This window comes from Oribacterium sp. Sow4_G1_1, from assembly GCF_052116105.1.
Taxonomy (GTDB): domain Bacteria; phylum Bacillota; class Clostridia; order Lachnospirales; family Lachnospiraceae; genus Oribacterium.
In genome coordinates this window covers 43952-60278 of the sequence record NZ_JBQKLS010000004.1, presented here as the reverse complement: position 1 = coordinate 60278, position 16327 = coordinate 43952, and the positions used below count along the sequence as shown (strand labels likewise).

Below are 16327 nucleotides of genomic sequence, written 5' to 3'. Positions count from 1 at the left end.
ATCTGCACTGAAAAAGCTGTCGTCCCACTCCGAAATCCCGGGGCAGAACGGCAGCTTTTTGCTGACGACGTTTTTTCTTCTGATATTATGTATGAATCAGCTCACGCGTAGGCCTGCTTACTTTCGTGACTGCGCTCCGCCACCTCCGTGCCACGCTCGCGAAGCTTCTGCCGATGTACATCGACGAGGATCCGGATCGTGAGGTAGACGATCGGTCCGAGATAGATGAGGAGCACCCAGAGGCTCGTCGCGTTCATCGCCTCGACTCCCTGCTGCATGCTGCCGATCCCATAAATACCGGACATCATGAGGGAAGTGAAATCATAAAAGGCGTGCAGGAAAATCATCGCGAGAACGTTCCGCGCACGAGCATAGATGAGACTCAGATAGATGCCAATGACTACATTCTGCATCATCTGGAAAACGACGGCCATCGGATCCGCTGCCCAGCTCATGTTGATGACATGGGCGAGGCCGAAAAGAAGACCGGTCAGATAGGCTGCCTGCAGCCGACCGAGCGCAATCGGCCGGAAGCTGCGGATCAGTGTTTCCTCGATGATGCCCCGGAAGACCGTCTCCTCCAGGAGCCCCACCAGGAAGATAAAGGCGAGGAAAATCAGTATCTGTGTCCATGGCAGGGCGTCATTCTCGATCATCAGGATACGCTCATACTGAAGAAGAAGCGCATCCAGCAGAAGGATGAAACCACCCGCCTTCAGCGTATCCATGAAATTATCCTGCTCCCACGGAATCTCCTGCAGCATACCGAAGCCCGCCAGTACGAGCATGGTGAGAATCAGCGCCGACTCTTCACGAAGAAGCAGTCCGCCATAGCCCGGGATCTCGATTCCCTGTGTAACATGTGCCGTGAAATATAAAATCAGAAGAAAGGAAAGCGCCGTCATGATGGCGTACATGATCGGGTGACGATGCATGAACGCTCTACGCGTTTCCTTCATATAGAACCTCTTTTCAATGTTTACATCATCATGCTTGCCCCACTCGACGGACATGCAGTGTATGATCGTATCGACCGAACCCCTATACATAGACTGGATAAGCCTGTATGTATCGATCATCGTCCGGTACTTTATCGCACGAAATTGAAAAGAGTATTTAATTCAGAAGTCGAACCGAATCCAGAACCGTCAGGATGGACAGCGGTGAACGTGAAGCCCCGTGCTCGAGAAATTCATGACATCGAAAAGCATTCACAGCTTTCAGCGCAAAATCACGACGAAGCAGCGCATCACTACCCTCATCGAAGCGCTGGGCCATACGCGTTCTGCTGCCGCTTTTCTCGATCGTCACATTCAGAAAGTGACGAAGCTCCGCCATATCCGAAAGCTTCCCCTCCTCGATCCGCGCCGTCAGTGAATCCTCCGCAGAAATCTGATGCGTAGCCACACTGCTTTCCCCGTTCACACGAAGTGCAGAGATATTACGAAAAGGCGTGATCAGTAAAAGACAGAGCACAGCCAGCAGCATCCATACCGCACTCAGCTTCTGCATTCTCCTCGTCGCCATCACTCTGCCCTCCTTTCTAAACCGCTTTACTGCCATTCCATTATAGCATCGAGTCCTGCCAGAATTCAAATATGAAAAGAGCCTGCTGAAAGCAGGCTCTCAAAATCAGAATCAAAGCAGGATGATGTTATGCTCACGGCAGGTATCGATCATCTCCTGCGGCCAGATGCTGGCCTGTACCTCACCGACGTGCGCACGATTCAGCAGAAGCATGCAGAGACGCGACTGACCGATACCACCACCGATGGTGTACGGAAGCTCACCCTCGAGCAGCATCTTATGGTATGGAAGATTTGCACGCTCCTCACAGCCGGCCTTCTTCAGCTGCGCACGCAGCGACATCTCGTCGACACGAATACCCATGGAGCTGATCTCCAGTGCACAGTCGAGCGTCGGATACCAGAACAGGATGTCGCCGTTCAGTGCCCAGTCATCATAGTCCGGTGCACGACCATCGTGCGGCTCCCCGTTTGACAGCTTATCACCGATGCGACTGATGAACACACAGCCATGCTCCTTACAGATTGCGTTCTCGCGCTCCTTCGGCGTCTTATCCGGGTACATCTGAAGCAGTGTCTCGGAATCGATGAAGTAAATATCATCCGGCAGCTTGTTGACCGCATTCGGATACTTGTACCATACCTCATGCTCCATGTGCTTGATGATACGGAAGATCATACGTACCGTACCCTCGAGGGTCGTGGTGTTCCGGTCCTCCTTGTTGATGACCATCTCCCAGTCCCACTGATCGACATAGCAACTGTGCAGATTATCGAGCTCCTCATCGCGACGAATCGCGTTCATGTTGGTATAGAGACCCTCGCCCGGCTTGAAGCCGTACTTCTTCAGTGCCATTCTCTTCCACTTCGCCAGCGAATGCACGACCTCGATCGTCTCATCCGGCCACCATGGAACATCGAAGCTGACCGGACGCTCATAACCGTTCAGATTATCATTGAGACCCGAGCTCTTCGGCACGAAAAGCGGCGCAGAGATACGGCTGAGATTCATCTCCCGACCGAACTCCTTCTGAAATGTATCTCTGATATACTTGATTGCCTCCTGTGTCTCACGCACAGAAAGACGCGGATCATAATCCTTTGGAATGATCAGTCCCATACTTACCCCCTAAATCTGGACATACTGCCAGTGATGCTGACACCGCCCAGTTCATTTCAATAATTAAAAAATGTAGCACGCACGACCTGTATATGCAAGTTCTTTTCGTGACACCTGAAACGTTGCTGTATCGTTCAGGCAGAGGGCCTAGTGCCGCTTAGGGTCCCCGGCTTAGATTGAACCGGTCTCGGAGTACTGTGCCTCCGTCGCCGCCCCTCCGGGGCCTCGCTTTTACGCTTTCATCTCCCGGTCGATCCAGCACATCAGCACCGAAACGATGTAGCGCTGCTCGTCCTCACGGAGCGCCCGATGCGGCGGGATGTGATGCCACTTACTGAGGCAGCCGCGACAGCAGCAGCCGGTGGCATGCTGCGCGATGAAGACCGGGTGCCCCCGCCACGGGGTCTGCTTCCCATCGTTACGCGGTTCTGCCGGTGCCAGACGCTCCCGGATGAAATCCCGCGCATGCTCCTCGATCTTCGCACGCCCCTGCTTCTCGAAGTAGGCGCGCTCCTGCGCCCGAAGATGGAAGCCGGACCGGAATTTACTCTGTGCGAGGCGCTCGAAGAGGCGCGCCATCGCCTGGTCAGGGATGACCTCCGTCCTCGGCGAGTCGCAGTGATTCCTGAAGGAACTGCACCTGCGCACCGGATTTCCGCGCCCGCTCACTCTCCTCGAGCTGCCGATGATCCTCGGCACTGGCCCCCTGATAATCATCATCGTCATCCGAGACCTCGATCGTATAGTGCAGATTTTTCACACTCGGATGCTCCGGCGAGCCGAAAAACGTCGGGTCCTCGTCCTCCGGATGCGCATTTTCCTGCGCCGTATCCTCCCCATCCTCGAAAGGATTGAAGCTCACCGGCGCAAAGCCATCCGCATCCGGCAGCGCAACTGCGACACCGGGCATCGATCTTCCACGATCCTGACCACCCGACATCTGATCAAACATCGACGGTGCATGGCCCATTGCTTCCCATCCACCGGTCTGTACGGACCTTCTGCCTGCGTAGCTTCGCTGCGGCTTACGCGTCTCCACGGACGTCGTGTCGATCTTCGCCGCCTTCCCTGCATCCTCTGATAAGTCCTGGGCCAATGCCGGCACCGGTGCGTTCATCGCGAGGCAGATCGGGAAATACTCCAGCTCCGCCTTCGCCGCCTGCGAGGCCTGCAGCTTCGCCGGAATGTGGAACATCCGCCCCTTCATCTGAAAGTTCGCGCCGGTGCCCGCAAAGTGAAACGGCACATCTGCCGCGATGCACTGCTTCCGAAGACCCTGCACGTAAGCAAAATCCAGTACGGCACCATCCTCCGCGGGATCACCCGCCACCTGCACCGCCATGATCAGACCGGTCGACAGCATTGGCCTGAGATCGACCGCCTCCGACAGCCGCTCCGCGTAGAGCAGCACGGAGCGCGGTGCGAGCGTGCTCCGGTCGAGCGTCTGCCAATGCTGATCTGCCGACGCCTGTGTTGAGATTTCAATCGATGGCTGCCGTTCCGGCTCGTAATCCTTCATATGTACATCCTCTCATCGCTGATGCGTATCGCGTGCCGTCCGCGCGGGCGAAAACATCTCCGCTCGCTGCCCGCTTCTGTCAACCATGTCCGCCGCCGGGCCACTTCTATCGATCCTGTCCAGCGCGGCTGCTGGTCTTACCTGCCCTCTGCGATCTTCTTCCGTGTTTCCTCATCGATCACAGCGCGAAGCTTCTGAAGCTTCCTCGAAAACTTCATATTCTCCGCGCCGTACGTGAGCTGCAGCTCGCGCTCGAGCGGGAGCCAGGTGCTGAGCTTCGCCTCATCGTGCTGCACCACCGCCTCGATCTTATCGAAGGCTTTGTAGATGCGCGCCTCGGTCGTCTCAAGCGCCTCCATCTCCTCCCAGAGCGCCGGAAGCTCCGTGTCAAACGGCGCCGGCATCGAGCGGAACCAGTCAAGCAGGATGTCCGACTCCTTCACCGAATCCGCGTCCGTCTTGTAGAACGACGGGATATCGCCGGTGAAGGCCTCACCGAGGTCATGGATGATGCACATCCGAAGCACCTTGTCGATGTCGACCTCCGGAAACTCCTTCTTCAGCTCGTAGCTGTACATGAGCACCATGAACGCAAGCCGCCAGCTGTGCTCTGCCACCGACTCATGCCGATCCTGCGAGGTCCAGCTGTGCCGTGTATTATTTTTCAGCATCTCCGCCCGATGCATGATGTCCAGAAATTCGAATTCCGTCATATCTCTCCCTCATCTTCCCGACGACTCAAACGCAGCCCCGGCGATTTCCCTCCGCAGGCTCGACAACCACCTCTCGTACTCTTTAGGCCAATGCTTCCGCCCCGTTTTCAGATGACCTCACTTCACTTCATCGGAAGCGCAGGAAAACGCCGTCCATGGCAACTCCGCCGGTGGCGCTGCCGTGAAGGAACACTCCTTCTTCTCCTTCGCATCATAAAACGAAAGCTGACGGCAGAACAGCGCGAGATGCGGACTCCGCACCCGCGAGCCATACTTCCCGTCTCCGACGAGCGGCAGCTTCCGCGCCGCAAACTGACAGCGGATCTGATGGAAGCGTCCCGTCTGAAGCTCCACCTCGACGAGCGTGAGCGGTGCCTGTGTCTCCAGTACCCTGTATGTAAGCGAAGCCTCCTTCACGCCGGCGCGCTTCCGCTTCACCGGAAACATTTTCTTCTTCATCTTATCCTGATAAAGAAGGTCCTGCATCTCCCCACTCACCGGCGCCGGCACCCCCGGGACGACACAGAGGTAGGTCTTCCGAAGACGGTTCTCCGTCAGCTGGCGGCTGAGCTCGCCCGCCGTCTGACGATCCCGTGCCAGCACGAGCAGTCCAGACGCCGCTTTATCAAGCCGGTGCACGACATAATAATCCGTCGCCCGATCGCCGTTCTGCTCCGCAAGCATCTCCGGCAGATCATGCTCCGAATCCTCACCGGCCGCCTTGCAGACGACCGTATACTCCGCTGTCTTATGAATGATCTTCATGTCCTCGTCTTCTTTTCTCTGTCCTGCTCATCCGGGGACGCCACCCTCGGATAAACGATCTTTACTTCTTTCCCTGTCCCGCTCATCTACGGACGCCGCCGTCGGATAAACGATCTTTACTTCTTCGTCTTCTTTTCCTTGTCCCGCTCATCCGCGAACTTCTCGAGGCTCGTGATATGGTTGCAGTACTCGGACGCCGCGCAGGACGCGCAGCCCTTGTAGCCGGAGCAGCCATCCTTCCCGAGATCCTCCTTCTTCATCGCATGACGGAAGATATAGACCGTCAGCGCCGCGATCCCCACGATCAGTAAAATTGCAATCGGTAAATTCATAATAACACCTCTACTTCAGCATGATAAATACACCATTGTTTCCCCGGAACCCATGCGTATAGCGATGACTGAACAGCAACGCAGGATTACAGTTTGTACAGATATCCGTCACACTGATCTGTGCTGCCGGGACGCCCGCTTCCTCGAGCACGATGCGGTTCGCCGCCCAGAGATCGAGATGAAACTTCTGCTCGCCGGCTGCATTGAGCCCATCGTCACGCAGAATCTCCGCAGCATGTCCCGGAAAGGCCGTTCTGAATTGCTCCGCCACATCCTCCGAGACCTCATAGCAGTCCCGGCAGATGCTCGGCCCGATGGCACAGATGAGATCCGAAGGCACCGACCCGTAGGTCGCCTGCATTGCCCGAATGGTAACCTCGCCCATACGCTTAACCGTGCCGCGCCAGCCGGAGTGACTCGCGCCGATCACGTGGTGCACCGGATCGACGAACAGCAACGGCACACAGTCCGCCGCGAAGATCCCGAGGGCGAGCCCCGGCACATCCGTGATCAGACCATCGACGTCATCGTACGGACGCTCCCGCACGACGCCGTAGCCCGCATCCGCCGCGGTGACGACCCGGACGTTCGTCGTATGCGTCTGCTTCGTGAGCACCATGTGTGCCTCATCAGTCCCCAGCACCGACGCCATCCGGTGAAAGTTCTCGCGCACCCGCGCATCCTCATCGCCATGCCCGAAGCGCAGATTCATCGAGCTAAAGATGCCCTGGCTCGTCCCGCCGATTCGTGTGGAAAACGCATGCTCGACGATCCCCGTCGCCCGGATCGCCGGGATCTGCATATAGAGGAGCTCGCTTCCATCCGCGTTTTCTGTTTTTATGATATCCATGACGGGCGTAGTGCCCGTCCGCCTGATCTTCAACATAGAGCATACTTTAGCATAAATGCGCGGGTTGGGGTACAGTTAACATTCCACAGGTCAGATACATATTTTTGAGAAAATTACAAAGTGATCGCGTGACCATCATAAATCTCAACCTCTCACAGTTTTTCACTGATTGCACAGCACCGTTTTTTACAGAAGGTAATGCCATACAGCCGGATGTTCTTCCGGTCATCGTTCAATAGATACTCCTGATAACGGCGATCCCTGATCTGATCGATGGCCTTTTGGCAAGTCATCTTCATATCGTCAAAGTTTTTCGTATATTTTAGCTCTACGACGATTCCCGCATCCGGATCATCCGTTTCTACGATGATATCTGCAAATCCTTCTCCGGCTTCGACGTTTGACTTCACAAGCCAGTCTGCGTTTCCGGTAAGGATACCAACGAGAAGATTATGATAAGAGATTTCCTTCTCTTCTTTTCTTGCTTTCGTGTCAAAAACACTGATGGAATTACTTAGTATGCGGTTTAAATACTGCTCGATACCTTCGGTATCTCCTTCTTCAAAAGCTTTCCAGAATGCTGTGAGACGTGCCGTGTTACTGAAGATCGACTTTTTAAACCATTCGTTGATTTGAAGTCTGAATACTTCACGCACTTCCCGGTTTGGAATAATCAGCCGATAGGCTCCGCTTTCGTCTCTTCCACTCTGCGTCAAATACCCGGTCGTAAAAAGAACGCTCCAGAGATTTTCGATGCTCTGATCGACCTCTTCATACGTGAGATCCAGGCGAAGCTCCTTTTCGATGGCTTCGCCATTTATCAGGCGTTCGATCTCACTCTTTGTTGTTTTATTTGCTTTATCGATGAAGCGCTTTACGAGGTCATTTCCGCTCGTGTTGATCCAGTACGCTTCCGGTTTCGCTTCTTTGTCATCCTTCGCGCGGTCCACAAAATTTATTACATCCCACGGACAGTACACGTCTGCATTTCCGAATCTGTATCCATCGTACCACTCCTTCACTTCTTCGAAGCGATCTTCCAGATGATAATCGAAAAGCAGTTTCCGTACTTCCGTATCTGTAAAACCGAACTGCTCATCAAAACGCGTATCCGTGATCGACAGGATCTTAAAATTGTTGAGGCCGGTAAAGATACTTTCCTTTGAAACGCGGAGGCAACCTGTCAATACCGCGAATGCGAGTGCAGAATTGCTTTTCAGCGCCTTCCCGAACATCGTCCTGATAAGCGAAACCATATCCTTATAGTAACCATGCTGGAATGCCTTGTCTAACGGTACATCGTATTCATCAATCAGGATAACCGTCTTTTTATGATAATGTGTCGATAATAGCTCGGAAAGCGTCTGTAATGAGCTAAGCAGTGATTCCTCCGTCATTTGATATCGTCCGTCTGAAAACGTGGTCAGTGCTTCATATGCCTTTTTCGCATTTTCATCCATGGCTTCGCTTTCTCTTAAAGAGCTATGTCGTATAGCTTCCTTCGAGATCAATTCCATCATCTGGTACTTTGCGCTCTCGAAGTCATTGCCTTCGACATTTTTCAGAGAAAGAAAAATGACCGGATACTGTCCCTGATGTTGCTCGCACAGTTCCTTATTCTCAGTAATATAAAGCCCATCAAAAAGCGACGGATCCATTCCGATTTCAAAAAAGCACTTCAGCATACTCATATTAAGCGTCTTTCCGAAACGGCGCGGACGTGTGAATAAATTCACCTCGCCCCAGTTAAAAAATAACTGTTCGATTAATTTTGTTTTGTCGATATAGTAAAAACCGTTACGACGGATCTTCTCGAATCCATCAATTCCTACCGGAAGCTTCAGTTTCTCGTTCTTGACCATACTTCTACCTCCAACAACTCATCGATCGGCCTGGATACTCATAGATCTTTCATCCGACATACGTAATCCTCAAATCCATACGCAAGGGATCCATTTCCTGATTCTCATTAAATTCTATCATATATCCCGGATCTGTTCCCACATTTCTTTTGTGTTAACATTTCTTCTATTTTAGCATTTACGCTATTTACGTAAAACAATCGTGGTCTGGATGATATACCGTCTGTAGATGAGCATCCTTTCCTCGGCGAATCCGGGACCAACTGGAATAAAAATGAGCGAACAAAAAGCTCCAGGAAAACCTGAAGCTCATGAAGTGACGGATCCGGGAATCGAACCCGGGATTCAGCCGTGAGAGGGCTGCGTCTTAGCCTCTTGACCAATCCGCCATGCGATATAAAGTTGTGAAGTGACGGATCCGGGAATCGAACCCGGGATTCAGCCGTGAGAGGGCTGCGTCTTAGCCTCTTGACCAATCCGCCATGTGATATAAAGTTTTAAATGACGGATCCGGGAATCGAACCCGGGATTCAGCCGTGAGAGGGCTGCGTCTTAGCCTCTTGACCAATCCGCCATATTTGTGTCGCTCAAGGCGACTCGATTACTATAACAGTCACCCTCCCGAAAGTCAACTACTTTTTTATATTTTTTTCGAGCCCCCGGAGGGGCTCGATGTTCGTCACAGCAGATCCTTCAGGTCGTCGTAGAACGTCGGATATGAAATATTGATGCAGTCCGCGTCGAGGAGCTCGACGGCGGTGCGCTCATCACCGGCGAGGGCGAGGACCGCGAAGGTCATCGCGATGCGGTGGTCCTTATGCGTGTCGATGGTGCCGGAGCCAACACGAAGGTCACTGCCCCGTCCCTCGATGATCATGCCGTCTTCCGTCTCCTCTGCAGAGATACCAAGCGCACGCAGGCCCTCGACCATCACAGCGATGCGGTTTGACTCCTTTACCTTCAGCTCCTGCGCATCACGGAAGACCGTGCGACCGTCCGCACCCGCGGCGACCGCGGCGATGACCGGGAGCTCATCGATGAGACGTGGGATCATCGCACCAGAAATTTCGGTGCCGTGCAGCGAGGCACTGTAGCGGACATGGAGATCTGCGACGTCCTCGAAGCCGGCGAGACGACGATTCTCCAGTGTGATGTCCGCACCCATCGCAGCATAGGCATCGAGGATACCCGCACGCGTTTCGTTGATGCCAACGTTTCGAATGAGCACATCCGAGCCCGGCACGAGCAGCGCCGCCGAGATGAAGTAGGCTGCCGAGGAGATATCACCCGGTACCTCCAGTGTCTCCGGCAGCGCAGCGAGCTTCGCACCCGGCTGCAGCGTGATCTCCGCCCGTCCATCCGGAAGCAGCCGGGTGGAGACATCCGCCCCCAGCGCACGCAGCATGCGCTCACTGTGGTCTCGGGACAGGGCCGGCTCGATCACCGTGGTCGGACGCTCCGCGTAGAGGCCGGCGAACAGGATCGAGGACTTCACCTGGGCACTGGCAACCGGGGAGTTGTAGCGGATCCCGTGCAGCTTCTGCCCGTGGATCGCGAGCGGTGCACAGCCGTTCTCTCGAATCGAGCGGATATCCGCCCCCATCGCCTGAAGCGGGATCATGATGCGCTTCATCGGGCGCTTCTGTATGCTCTCATCTCCCGTCAGCTCGGAATCGAAGTCCTGCGCGGCCAGGATGCCGGAAATAAGTCTCGTCGTGGTACCCGAGTTTCCGCAGTCGAGCATTCCATCCGGCTTCTGTAAACCACGAAGACCGCGGCCGTGAATCACGACCTCGGTCTCACGCTGGTCAAGCTCGATGGCGATACCCATATGTCGGAAGCAGTCAATCGTCGATAGACAGTCCGCACCATTCAGGAAACCGCTCACGTGGGTGTCACCCTCGCTGAGGGCACCCAGCATGACGGCACGATGCGAAATGCTCTTGTCTCCCGGCACCGTCAGGCTCCCCTTCAGGGGATGCTGTGCTGCATGTATGGTTTTCTTCATCAGTCGATAAATCCTCTCATCGTCATGTAGTTCTTCATCAGGACTTCCATCTCGTCGAAGTCGATGCGGCTCGCGTTGATCATCAGATCATAATTATCCGGCTGCATCCAGTCCTCACCGGTGTAGTACTTATGGTAGTCCTTCCGCTCCTTATCGATCTTACGGATGCGACGGAGGGCCTCCTCTTCGTTGACCTTATCGTAGTCCATGACGCGCTTCGTACGGGTTACAAGATCTGCATAGACGAAGAAATCGACATGGTTCTCCATATCCGCCTCGGTCAGGATGTAATTACTGCAGCGTCCGGCGATGATGCAGCTCTCCTTCGAGGCGATATCACGGATCACCTCTGCCTGGAAGCGAAACAGATTCTCCGGAGAAACGATATTCTCCTGGGTGTTCGGCTTCCCGATGTCCGGCTTCAGACCGTACAGGGCCTTAAACAGGAAGTTCCGTCCGGCCTTCTCGTCTGCCATACGGAAATACTGCTCACCGATCGCGGTCTTCTCCGAGGTGAGCTTCAGAATATCATCATCATAAAAATGAATGCCGAGATCCTCCGCGAGACGCTTACCTACGAGGCGTCCGCCGGAACCATACTGTCTGCCGATCGTAATGACGAATTGCTTCTTAATCATAGTTGCCTCCTGATGTGATTACCTGTTGATACTATAATTATATACCATTTGAAACCCGCGTTACAATATGTATCAGATACCTTCCTTCGTCGAAAGGAGGATACGGTCGTTGTTCATCTCCTTACCGGCACCCTCGGCGAAACGCTCGAGGAGATCGTTGACACTCATGCTCGCTCTTTCCTCGCCACGTACATCGAAGACAATGTTTCCGCTGTTCATCATCAGTGTCCGGTTCCCGAGCTCCAGCGCCTGGTTCATGTTGTGGGTGACCATGAGGCAGCTGATGTTCCGCTCCTTCACAATCTTCTTCGTGAGCTCCAGCACCTTCTTCGCCGTCGACGGGTCGAGAGCCGCCGTATGCTCATCGAGCATAAGAATCTTCGGCGTGACCATGGTGGCCATCAGCAGGGTCAGCGCCTGGCGCTGACCGCCGGACAGCAGTCCCACCGGCTGGCTCATCCGGTCCTCAAGTCCCATGTCGAGGAGCGACAGCTGCTCCCGGAAGGCTTCGCGGTCCTTCTTCGTCACATAGCTGAAGAGTCCCTTCTTATGCTCGCTGGCCCGAAGATAGGCCACCGAGAGGTTCTCCTCGATCGTCATGTGGGGTGCCGTGCCCATCAGCGGATCCTGAAAGAGGCGTCCGATATAGCGGCTGCGGACATGTTCCGGAACGAAGGTGATGTCCTCCCCGTCGAGTTCGATATAGCCGGAGTCCGTGTAGAAGGTTCCGGCGATGGCATTGAACAGCGTTGACTTGCCGGCGCCGTTCGAACCGACGATGGTGGCGAAATCCCCATCCTCGAGGGTGAGGCACAGATCCGAGATGGCACGCTTTTCATTGACGGTGCCTGCATTGAAGGTCTTAAAGATATGTTCGATTTTCAGCATCTCATCTACCTCCCTGCATGGACTTACGTTCACGGATCGCGTTCAGCTGCTTATGCCTGAATGCGACGAGCTCCTTCGCACGCGGTGCAGTGATCGCCACCGCGACGATCACCGCCGACACCAGCTTGAAGGCCTCAGTCGGAACATTGAGACGCAGCGCGACGGAAATGATGAAGCGGTAGAGGCAGGAGCCCACGACCATACCGAGGATCCGCGCCATCATCTTCCGCTTTCCGAAGAGGGTTTCGCCGATGACGAGGGACGCGAGGGCGATCGTGACCATACCGGTTCCGAGATTGATGTCACAGGTTTTGTTGTACTGCGCGATGAGGCATCCAGAAAGACCGGTGATGGCATTGGCCACACAGAGACCGACCGTGATCGTGAACGCCGGGTTGATGGAGGATGCACGGACCATCGCCGGGCTGTCACCCGTCGCACGAATCGAGAGACCGAGGGTCGTGCTCAGGAACCAGCGGATCAGCAGGCAGACCACGAGGACGATCGCCGCAAGGAGGATCAGCTTGCTCCAGCTCGCGAAGGCCTTACTGCTGCTCAGCTTTCCGAAGAGCGTGAAAATCGTGTCCGTGCCGAAGATAGAGACGTTTGAGCTGAAGCCCATGACGGCCAGATTCACGGTATACAGGCCCGTGTTCACGATGATCCCCGCGAGGATGCTCTCGACACCGAGCTTCGTCTGCAGAAACGCCGTTACAAAGCCCGAGCAGACACCCGCTGCCATCGCCGCGAAAATCGCGAGGAAGGGGTGGCCTGCGATCGTCACGACCGCGCCCACCGCGCAGCCGAGGGTGTAGCAGCCGTCGGTAGAGAGATCACAGATATTCAGGATGGAATAGCTGATAAACAGTGAAAGCGCCACCAGTGAGTAGACGAGACCTACCTCCAGTGCCGTGCGGATGATGCCCGCTGTGAGAAAACCAGTCAAGGGTTCATACCTCCTAAAAAAAGTTTTAATTTAGTGTAACAGTTCAGGCAGGGGACCCAGAGGGGCGGCAACGGAGGCACAGTACTCCGAGACCGGTTCAATCTAAACCGGGGACCCTAAGCGGCACTAGGCCCTCTGCAATCACTGAGTTTTCTTTATGAAAACTCAGCGTTGCAGAGGTTTCCAGGGAGAGATAACACCAAAGAGACGATGCCATCAGATGCGCCTACGGCGCGGGCATCGTCGTTTGATTTTGCCACCAAGGTGGCAAAACGGCCTCGCCGCCCGGGGGCATCCACGCGCCAAAGGCGCATGGATATGTACCAAGTGCCGCTAAGGGGACCCGGCTTGATTTCACACGGTCTCTACGTATGGCCTCCGTTGCCGCCCCTCCGGGTCCCCTGCCTGCCTGAACTGTTACAATTTAGTTTGCAAATTCCTTCTCGGTCTTCGTCTCGACGATCTGTGTGCAGAGATCCTGGATCTCGGACTTCACGGTATCGAGGGAAAGGCCCAGTGCCTCGCAGCTGTCGGTGTTGATGGTCGCGATACCATTATCGAAGGTCTTGACCGCGAGACTTGCCGTATCCTTACCGTCGAGGAGGATCTCCGCTACGGTGTCTGCGGTTGCGACACCGAGATTCGAATAATCGACACCATAACCCATGAAGGCACCGTTCAGTGCGAAGGAATCCGCGCCTGCGTAGTGCGGGATCCCCGCCTCGAGGAACTTCTCATAGATGCCGAGCTCGGCCTGCTGAATCGTGTTGTCGGTCGGTGTAAATACCGCATCCACGCCCTCTGCGACGAGTGCATCGGCAGCCGCCTGTACCTCATCGGTCTTCGTACCGGTCTTCTCGATGTACTTGATGCCCTTTCCATCGAGGTACTTCTTCGCATCCTCGATCGGCTGCTTCGAGGAGTCCTCCGAGTTGGAGTACAGCAGTCCGACATAATCGGTATCCGGATTCACGGCCAGCATGAGATCCATGATCGCGTTCGTGTTCAGCGCATCTGAGGTTCCGGTAATGTTGGCGCCCGGCGCGTCCATGGTCGCGACCAGCTTCGCAGATACCGGATCCGATACGGCGGAGAATACCACCGGGATATCCTGGCCTTCCACTGCAGACTGTACAACCTGTGCCGCCGGAGTCGCGATCGGGATGATGATGTCTACATCATCCGAAATCAGCTGACTCGCGATCTGGTTCAGTACCGTTGCGTCGCCCTGACCATTGAAGGTGTAATCCTTATAGTTGAAGCTGACGCCTTTCTCCTCGGAAATCTTATCCAGCTCCTTCTCCACGTTCTCCTCGATCTGATTGAGGGACGGATGATCCATGAACTGAACGATACCGACCTTATATTCCTTCCCCGCTTCTGCGGCTGCCTCAGTAGCGGCTCCCGTATCTGCTGCAGCCTGGGTAGTCTCCGCCTTCGTCTCCGCAGCCGTCGTCGCGGCCGGAGCCCCGGACGAACCACAGGCACCCAGTGTCGCTGCCATCAGTGCTGCCATCGTCGCTGCCATAAACTGCTTCTTCATAATATTTACCTCCATGATGTCGGGCGCTCGCCCTCTGTAGATGTTCAACTGGAGCTGATCGAAATATGATGTATCACGGAAAATCCCCGAGCCTCTCCACCCCTCCGGGGTGGCCCTCTCATGGATTCGTACTAAAAAAGCCCCATGCGGAGATTTCTCTCTGCATGAGGCGAATTAATCCATAATCCGTGGTACCACTCATCTTACCTTTCGGTCACTTTTCACATACCAGCATATGTGCTGCCTGATAACGGTGCAGAACCCGTCGCTTCCTACTCGATTCCTTTCGGAGCGCCCTCCAGAGTCCATTCACTCATCTATCCTGTACCGTATTCTCATCATCGACGGCTCTCTTTGACATTCAGGATGAACTACTTCTCTCTGTCATCGGTTTGTTTTATTCGATTGACTGTACTTTAACACGTTAAATCCGAATCGTCAACACCCGATCCATAATTAATATTCATGTCAGATGTTCCATGGATCTGTTCAGACATGAATTTCCGAAGGGCCGTCCCTTCGGTATCATGTGAATTACCGATCCATCTCGCTGTGGAAACCAGTGGAATAGTGATCGCGGATCACCGACTCGATCTCCTTCAGTGAGCTCTGCGGCAGATCGCCCGGGATGGTATTCTTCATCGCAGAGGTCGCATTACCATACTTCACTGCCTCCTGAACATCACCGTTTGAGTGAATCAGTCCATAGAGCGCACCAGAAATATACGCATCACCGGATCCGATCCGATCGACGACATCGATGTTCTCGTACGTCGGCTCCTCGAAGTAGGCGTCACGCTCTGCACAGTAGGCAAGGGAGCCGAAATCGTGGCTCTTCGGGCTGTGTACCGTGCGCTGCGTCGCAAATACAGCCTTGATCGGGAACTCCTCGGTGAAGCTCTTGATCATCTCCCGGCAGCTTCCGGTCTTCAGGAAGGTAAGCTGTGCCGTCGACTCGGAGCAGAAGAAAACATCCACATACGGAAGAATCGTCAGAATCGTCTCGCGTGCCTCATCTCCGCTCCAGAGGTTCCCACGGAAGTTCACGTCGAAGGAAATCAGCGCGCCGTTTTCCTTGAAGCGCTTGATCGCCTCGATGGTCGTCTCACGAAGCTGTGGAGACAGTGCCAGGGTGATCCCCGACGTATGGAAGCACTTCGTGCTCTTATACACCTCCGGATCGATCTCATCGAGACTCAGGGAGAAGAAGCTCGAGTTCCGGCGATCATAGATGACCTGCGGCTTACGCGGGTATGCGCCATACTCATAGTAGTACACGCCGACTCTGGCATCCTCTGACTGATCGTAGATAAAGAAGTCATCCGATACGCCGTAGCTTCGGATGGTACCCTTCATAAATTGACCGAGGTCATGTGCCGGAAGCTTCGAGATGATACCGGTATGAAGACCGAGCAGTGCGGCACCTACCGCTACGTTCAGCTCTGCACCGCCGACGTTCTTCTCGAACACATCTGAACGGGCGATACGCTCGTTTCCTGGTGGCGAAAGTCGAAGCAGCAGCTGTCCCATGGTTACAAGATCAAAGGGTCTATCCGGAAAATTCATATTCATGCCTCCCATGCCTCGGAAAATGCTTCCGAAATTGTCGATAATGCA

16 protein-coding genes, 3 tRNA genes and 1 other annotated feature are annotated in these 16327 nt (G+C 54.6%); all 19 genes read right to left on the bottom strand.

Annotated features, from left to right (window positions below):
• Window positions 1–101 precede the first annotated feature (101 nt).
• The 19 genes from ACTQ52_RS04165 to ACTQ52_RS04075 all read right to left on the bottom strand — a co-directional run bounded on the left by ACTQ52_RS04165 (window position 102) and on the right by ACTQ52_RS04075 (window position 16276).
• Window positions 102–959 carry a CPBP family intramembrane glutamic endopeptidase gene (locus ACTQ52_RS04165; RefSeq protein WP_441981884.1) on the bottom strand — a complete coding sequence of 286 codons (858 nt, stop codon included), beginning with the start codon at window positions 957–959 and terminating at the stop codon, window positions 102–104.
• A 157-nt stretch (window positions 960–1116) separates the two neighbouring features.
• A complete protein-coding gene (locus ACTQ52_RS04160; RefSeq protein WP_441981883.1) occupies window positions 1117–1527 on the bottom strand; it encodes a hypothetical protein in 411 nt (136 codons plus the stop codon).
• Window positions 1528–1638: 111 nt separating this feature from the next.
• A complete protein-coding gene (gene asnA / locus ACTQ52_RS04155; RefSeq protein ID WP_410043062.1) occupies window positions 1639–2646 on the bottom strand; it encodes an aspartate--ammonia ligase in 1008 nt (335 codons plus the stop codon).
• Between the two features lie 231 nt (window positions 2647–2877).
• On the bottom strand, window positions 2878–3225 hold the full coding sequence (locus tag ACTQ52_RS04150) for a DUF4186 domain-containing protein (protein ID WP_441981882.1): 348 nt from the start codon (window positions 3223–3225) through the stop codon (window positions 2878–2880).
• Window positions 3226–3232: 7 nt separating this feature from the next.
• Window positions 3233–4165: a hypothetical protein gene (locus ACTQ52_RS04145; protein WP_441981881.1), complete on the bottom strand. Its 933-nt coding sequence runs from the start codon at window positions 4163–4165 to the stop codon at window positions 3233–3235.
• A gap of 137 nt (window positions 4166–4302) precedes the next feature.
• Complete coding sequence (locus ACTQ52_RS04140) at window positions 4303–4878, bottom strand: HD domain-containing protein (protein WP_410043065.1); 576 nt, start codon at window positions 4876–4878, stop codon at window positions 4303–4305.
• 117 nt (window positions 4879–4995) lie between these two features.
• Window positions 4996–5643: an RluA family pseudouridine synthase gene (locus tag ACTQ52_RS04135; RefSeq protein WP_441981880.1), complete on the bottom strand. Its 648-nt coding sequence runs from the start codon at window positions 5641–5643 to the stop codon at window positions 4996–4998.
• A 116-nt stretch (window positions 5644–5759) separates the two neighbouring features.
• Window positions 5760–5975, bottom strand: a complete 216-nt coding sequence (locus ACTQ52_RS04130) for a hypothetical protein (RefSeq protein ID WP_441981879.1) — start codon at window positions 5973–5975, stop codon at window positions 5760–5762.
• Between the two features lie 10 nt (window positions 5976–5985).
• Window positions 5986–6861, bottom strand: a complete 876-nt coding sequence (gene pgeF, locus ACTQ52_RS04125) for a peptidoglycan editing factor PgeF (protein WP_441981878.1) — start codon at window positions 6859–6861, stop codon at window positions 5986–5988.
• A 116-nt stretch (window positions 6862–6977) separates the two neighbouring features.
• Window positions 6978–8687 carry an AAA family ATPase gene (locus ACTQ52_RS04120; protein ID WP_441981877.1) on the bottom strand — a complete coding sequence of 570 codons (1710 nt, stop codon included), beginning with the start codon at window positions 8685–8687 and terminating at the stop codon, window positions 6978–6980.
• 317 nt (window positions 8688–9004) lie between these two features.
• Window positions 9005–9076 (bottom strand) — tRNA-Glu (locus tag ACTQ52_RS04115).
• Window positions 9077–9097: 21 nt separating this feature from the next.
• Window positions 9098–9169 (bottom strand) — tRNA-Glu (locus ACTQ52_RS04110).
• 20 nt (window positions 9170–9189) lie between these two features.
• Window positions 9190–9261, bottom strand: a tRNA-Glu gene (locus ACTQ52_RS04105).
• 105 nt (window positions 9262–9366) lie between these two features.
• Window positions 9367–10695 (bottom strand): 3-phosphoshikimate 1-carboxyvinyltransferase, encoded by a 1329-nt coding sequence (gene aroA / locus ACTQ52_RS04100; protein WP_410043070.1) that lies wholly within the window; start codon window positions 10693–10695, stop codon window positions 9367–9369.
• The gene (locus ACTQ52_RS04095; RefSeq protein ID WP_410043071.1) at window positions 10695–11333 is read right to left on the bottom strand and encodes an AAA family ATPase; all 639 of its coding nucleotides are present in this window, start codon (window positions 11331–11333) and stop codon (window positions 10695–10697) included. The genes aroA and ACTQ52_RS04095 overlap by 1 nt, the downstream gene beginning before the upstream one ends.
• 72 nt (window positions 11334–11405) lie before the next feature.
• A complete protein-coding gene (locus tag ACTQ52_RS04090; protein ID WP_410043072.1) occupies window positions 11406–12221 on the bottom strand; it encodes an ABC transporter ATP-binding protein in 816 nt (271 codons plus the stop codon).
• 1 nt (window position 12222) lies between these two features.
• The gene (locus ACTQ52_RS04085; RefSeq protein ID WP_441981876.1) at window positions 12223–13167 is read right to left on the bottom strand and encodes an ABC transporter permease; all 945 of its coding nucleotides are present in this window, start codon (window positions 13165–13167) and stop codon (window positions 12223–12225) included.
• 424 nt (window positions 13168–13591) lie between these two features.
• Window positions 13592–14710 carry an ABC transporter substrate-binding protein gene (locus tag ACTQ52_RS04080; protein ID WP_410043976.1) on the bottom strand — a complete coding sequence of 373 codons (1119 nt, stop codon included), beginning with the start codon at window positions 14708–14710 and terminating at the stop codon, window positions 13592–13594.
• Window positions 14711–14872: 162 nt separating this feature from the next.
• Window positions 14873–15107, bottom strand: a binding site (T-box leader).
• Between the two features lie 137 nt (window positions 15108–15244).
• A complete protein-coding gene (locus tag ACTQ52_RS04075; protein ID WP_441981875.1) occupies window positions 15245–16276 on the bottom strand; it encodes a sugar kinase in 1032 nt (343 codons plus the stop codon).
• Window positions 16277–16327: the final 51 nt, after the last annotated feature.

Bases quoted from the DNA above. Each gene is read 5' to 3' on its own strand.
- ACTQ52_RS04165 (WP_441981884.1), bottom strand. From the start codon at position 959: ATGAAGGAAACGCGTAGAGCGTTCATGCATCGTCACCCGATCATGTAC.
- aroA (WP_410043070.1), bottom strand. From the start codon at position 10,695: ATGAAGAAAACCATACATGCAGCACAGCATCCCCTGAAGGGGAGCCTG.
- pgeF (WP_441981878.1), bottom strand. From the start codon at position 6,861: ATGTTGAAGATCAGGCGGACGGGCACTACGCCCGTCATGGATATCATA.
- ACTQ52_RS04090 (WP_410043072.1), bottom strand. From the start codon at position 12,221: ATGCTGAAAATCGAACATATCTTTAAGACCTTCAATGCAGGCACCGTC.
- ACTQ52_RS04145 (WP_441981881.1), bottom strand. From the start codon at position 4,165: ATGAAGGATTACGAGCCGGAACGGCAGCCATCGATTGAAATCTCAACA.
- ACTQ52_RS04135 (WP_441981880.1), bottom strand. From the start codon at position 5,643: ATGAAGATCATTCATAAGACAGCGGAGTATACGGTCGTCTGCAAGGCG.
- ACTQ52_RS04140 (WP_410043065.1), bottom strand. From the start codon at position 4,878: ATGACGGAATTCGAATTTCTGGACATCATGCATCGGGCGGAGATGCTG.
- ACTQ52_RS04075 (WP_441981875.1), bottom strand. From the start codon at position 16,276: ATGAATTTTCCGGATAGACCCTTTGATCTTGTAACCATGGGACAGCTG.
- ACTQ52_RS04120 (WP_441981877.1), bottom strand. From the start codon at position 8,687: ATGGTCAAGAACGAGAAACTGAAGCTTCCGGTAGGAATTGATGGATTC.
- ACTQ52_RS04150 (WP_441981882.1), bottom strand. From the start codon at position 3,225: ATGGCGCGCCTCTTCGAGCGCCTCGCACAGAGTAAATTCCGGTCCGGC.
- ACTQ52_RS04095 (WP_410043071.1), bottom strand. From the start codon at position 11,333: ATGATTAAGAAGCAATTCGTCATTACGATCGGCAGACAGTATGGTTCC.
- ACTQ52_RS04130 (WP_441981879.1), bottom strand. From the start codon at position 5,975: ATGAATTTACCGATTGCAATTTTACTGATCGTGGGGATCGCGGCGCTG.
- ACTQ52_RS04080 (WP_410043976.1), bottom strand. From the start codon at position 14,710: ATGAAGAAGCAGTTTATGGCAGCGACGATGGCAGCACTGATGGCAGCG.
- ACTQ52_RS04160 (WP_441981883.1), bottom strand. From the start codon at position 1,527: ATGGCGACGAGGAGAATGCAGAAGCTGAGTGCGGTATGGATGCTGCTG.
- asnA (WP_410043062.1), bottom strand. From the start codon at position 2,646: ATGGGACTGATCATTCCAAAGGATTATGATCCGCGTCTTTCTGTGCGT.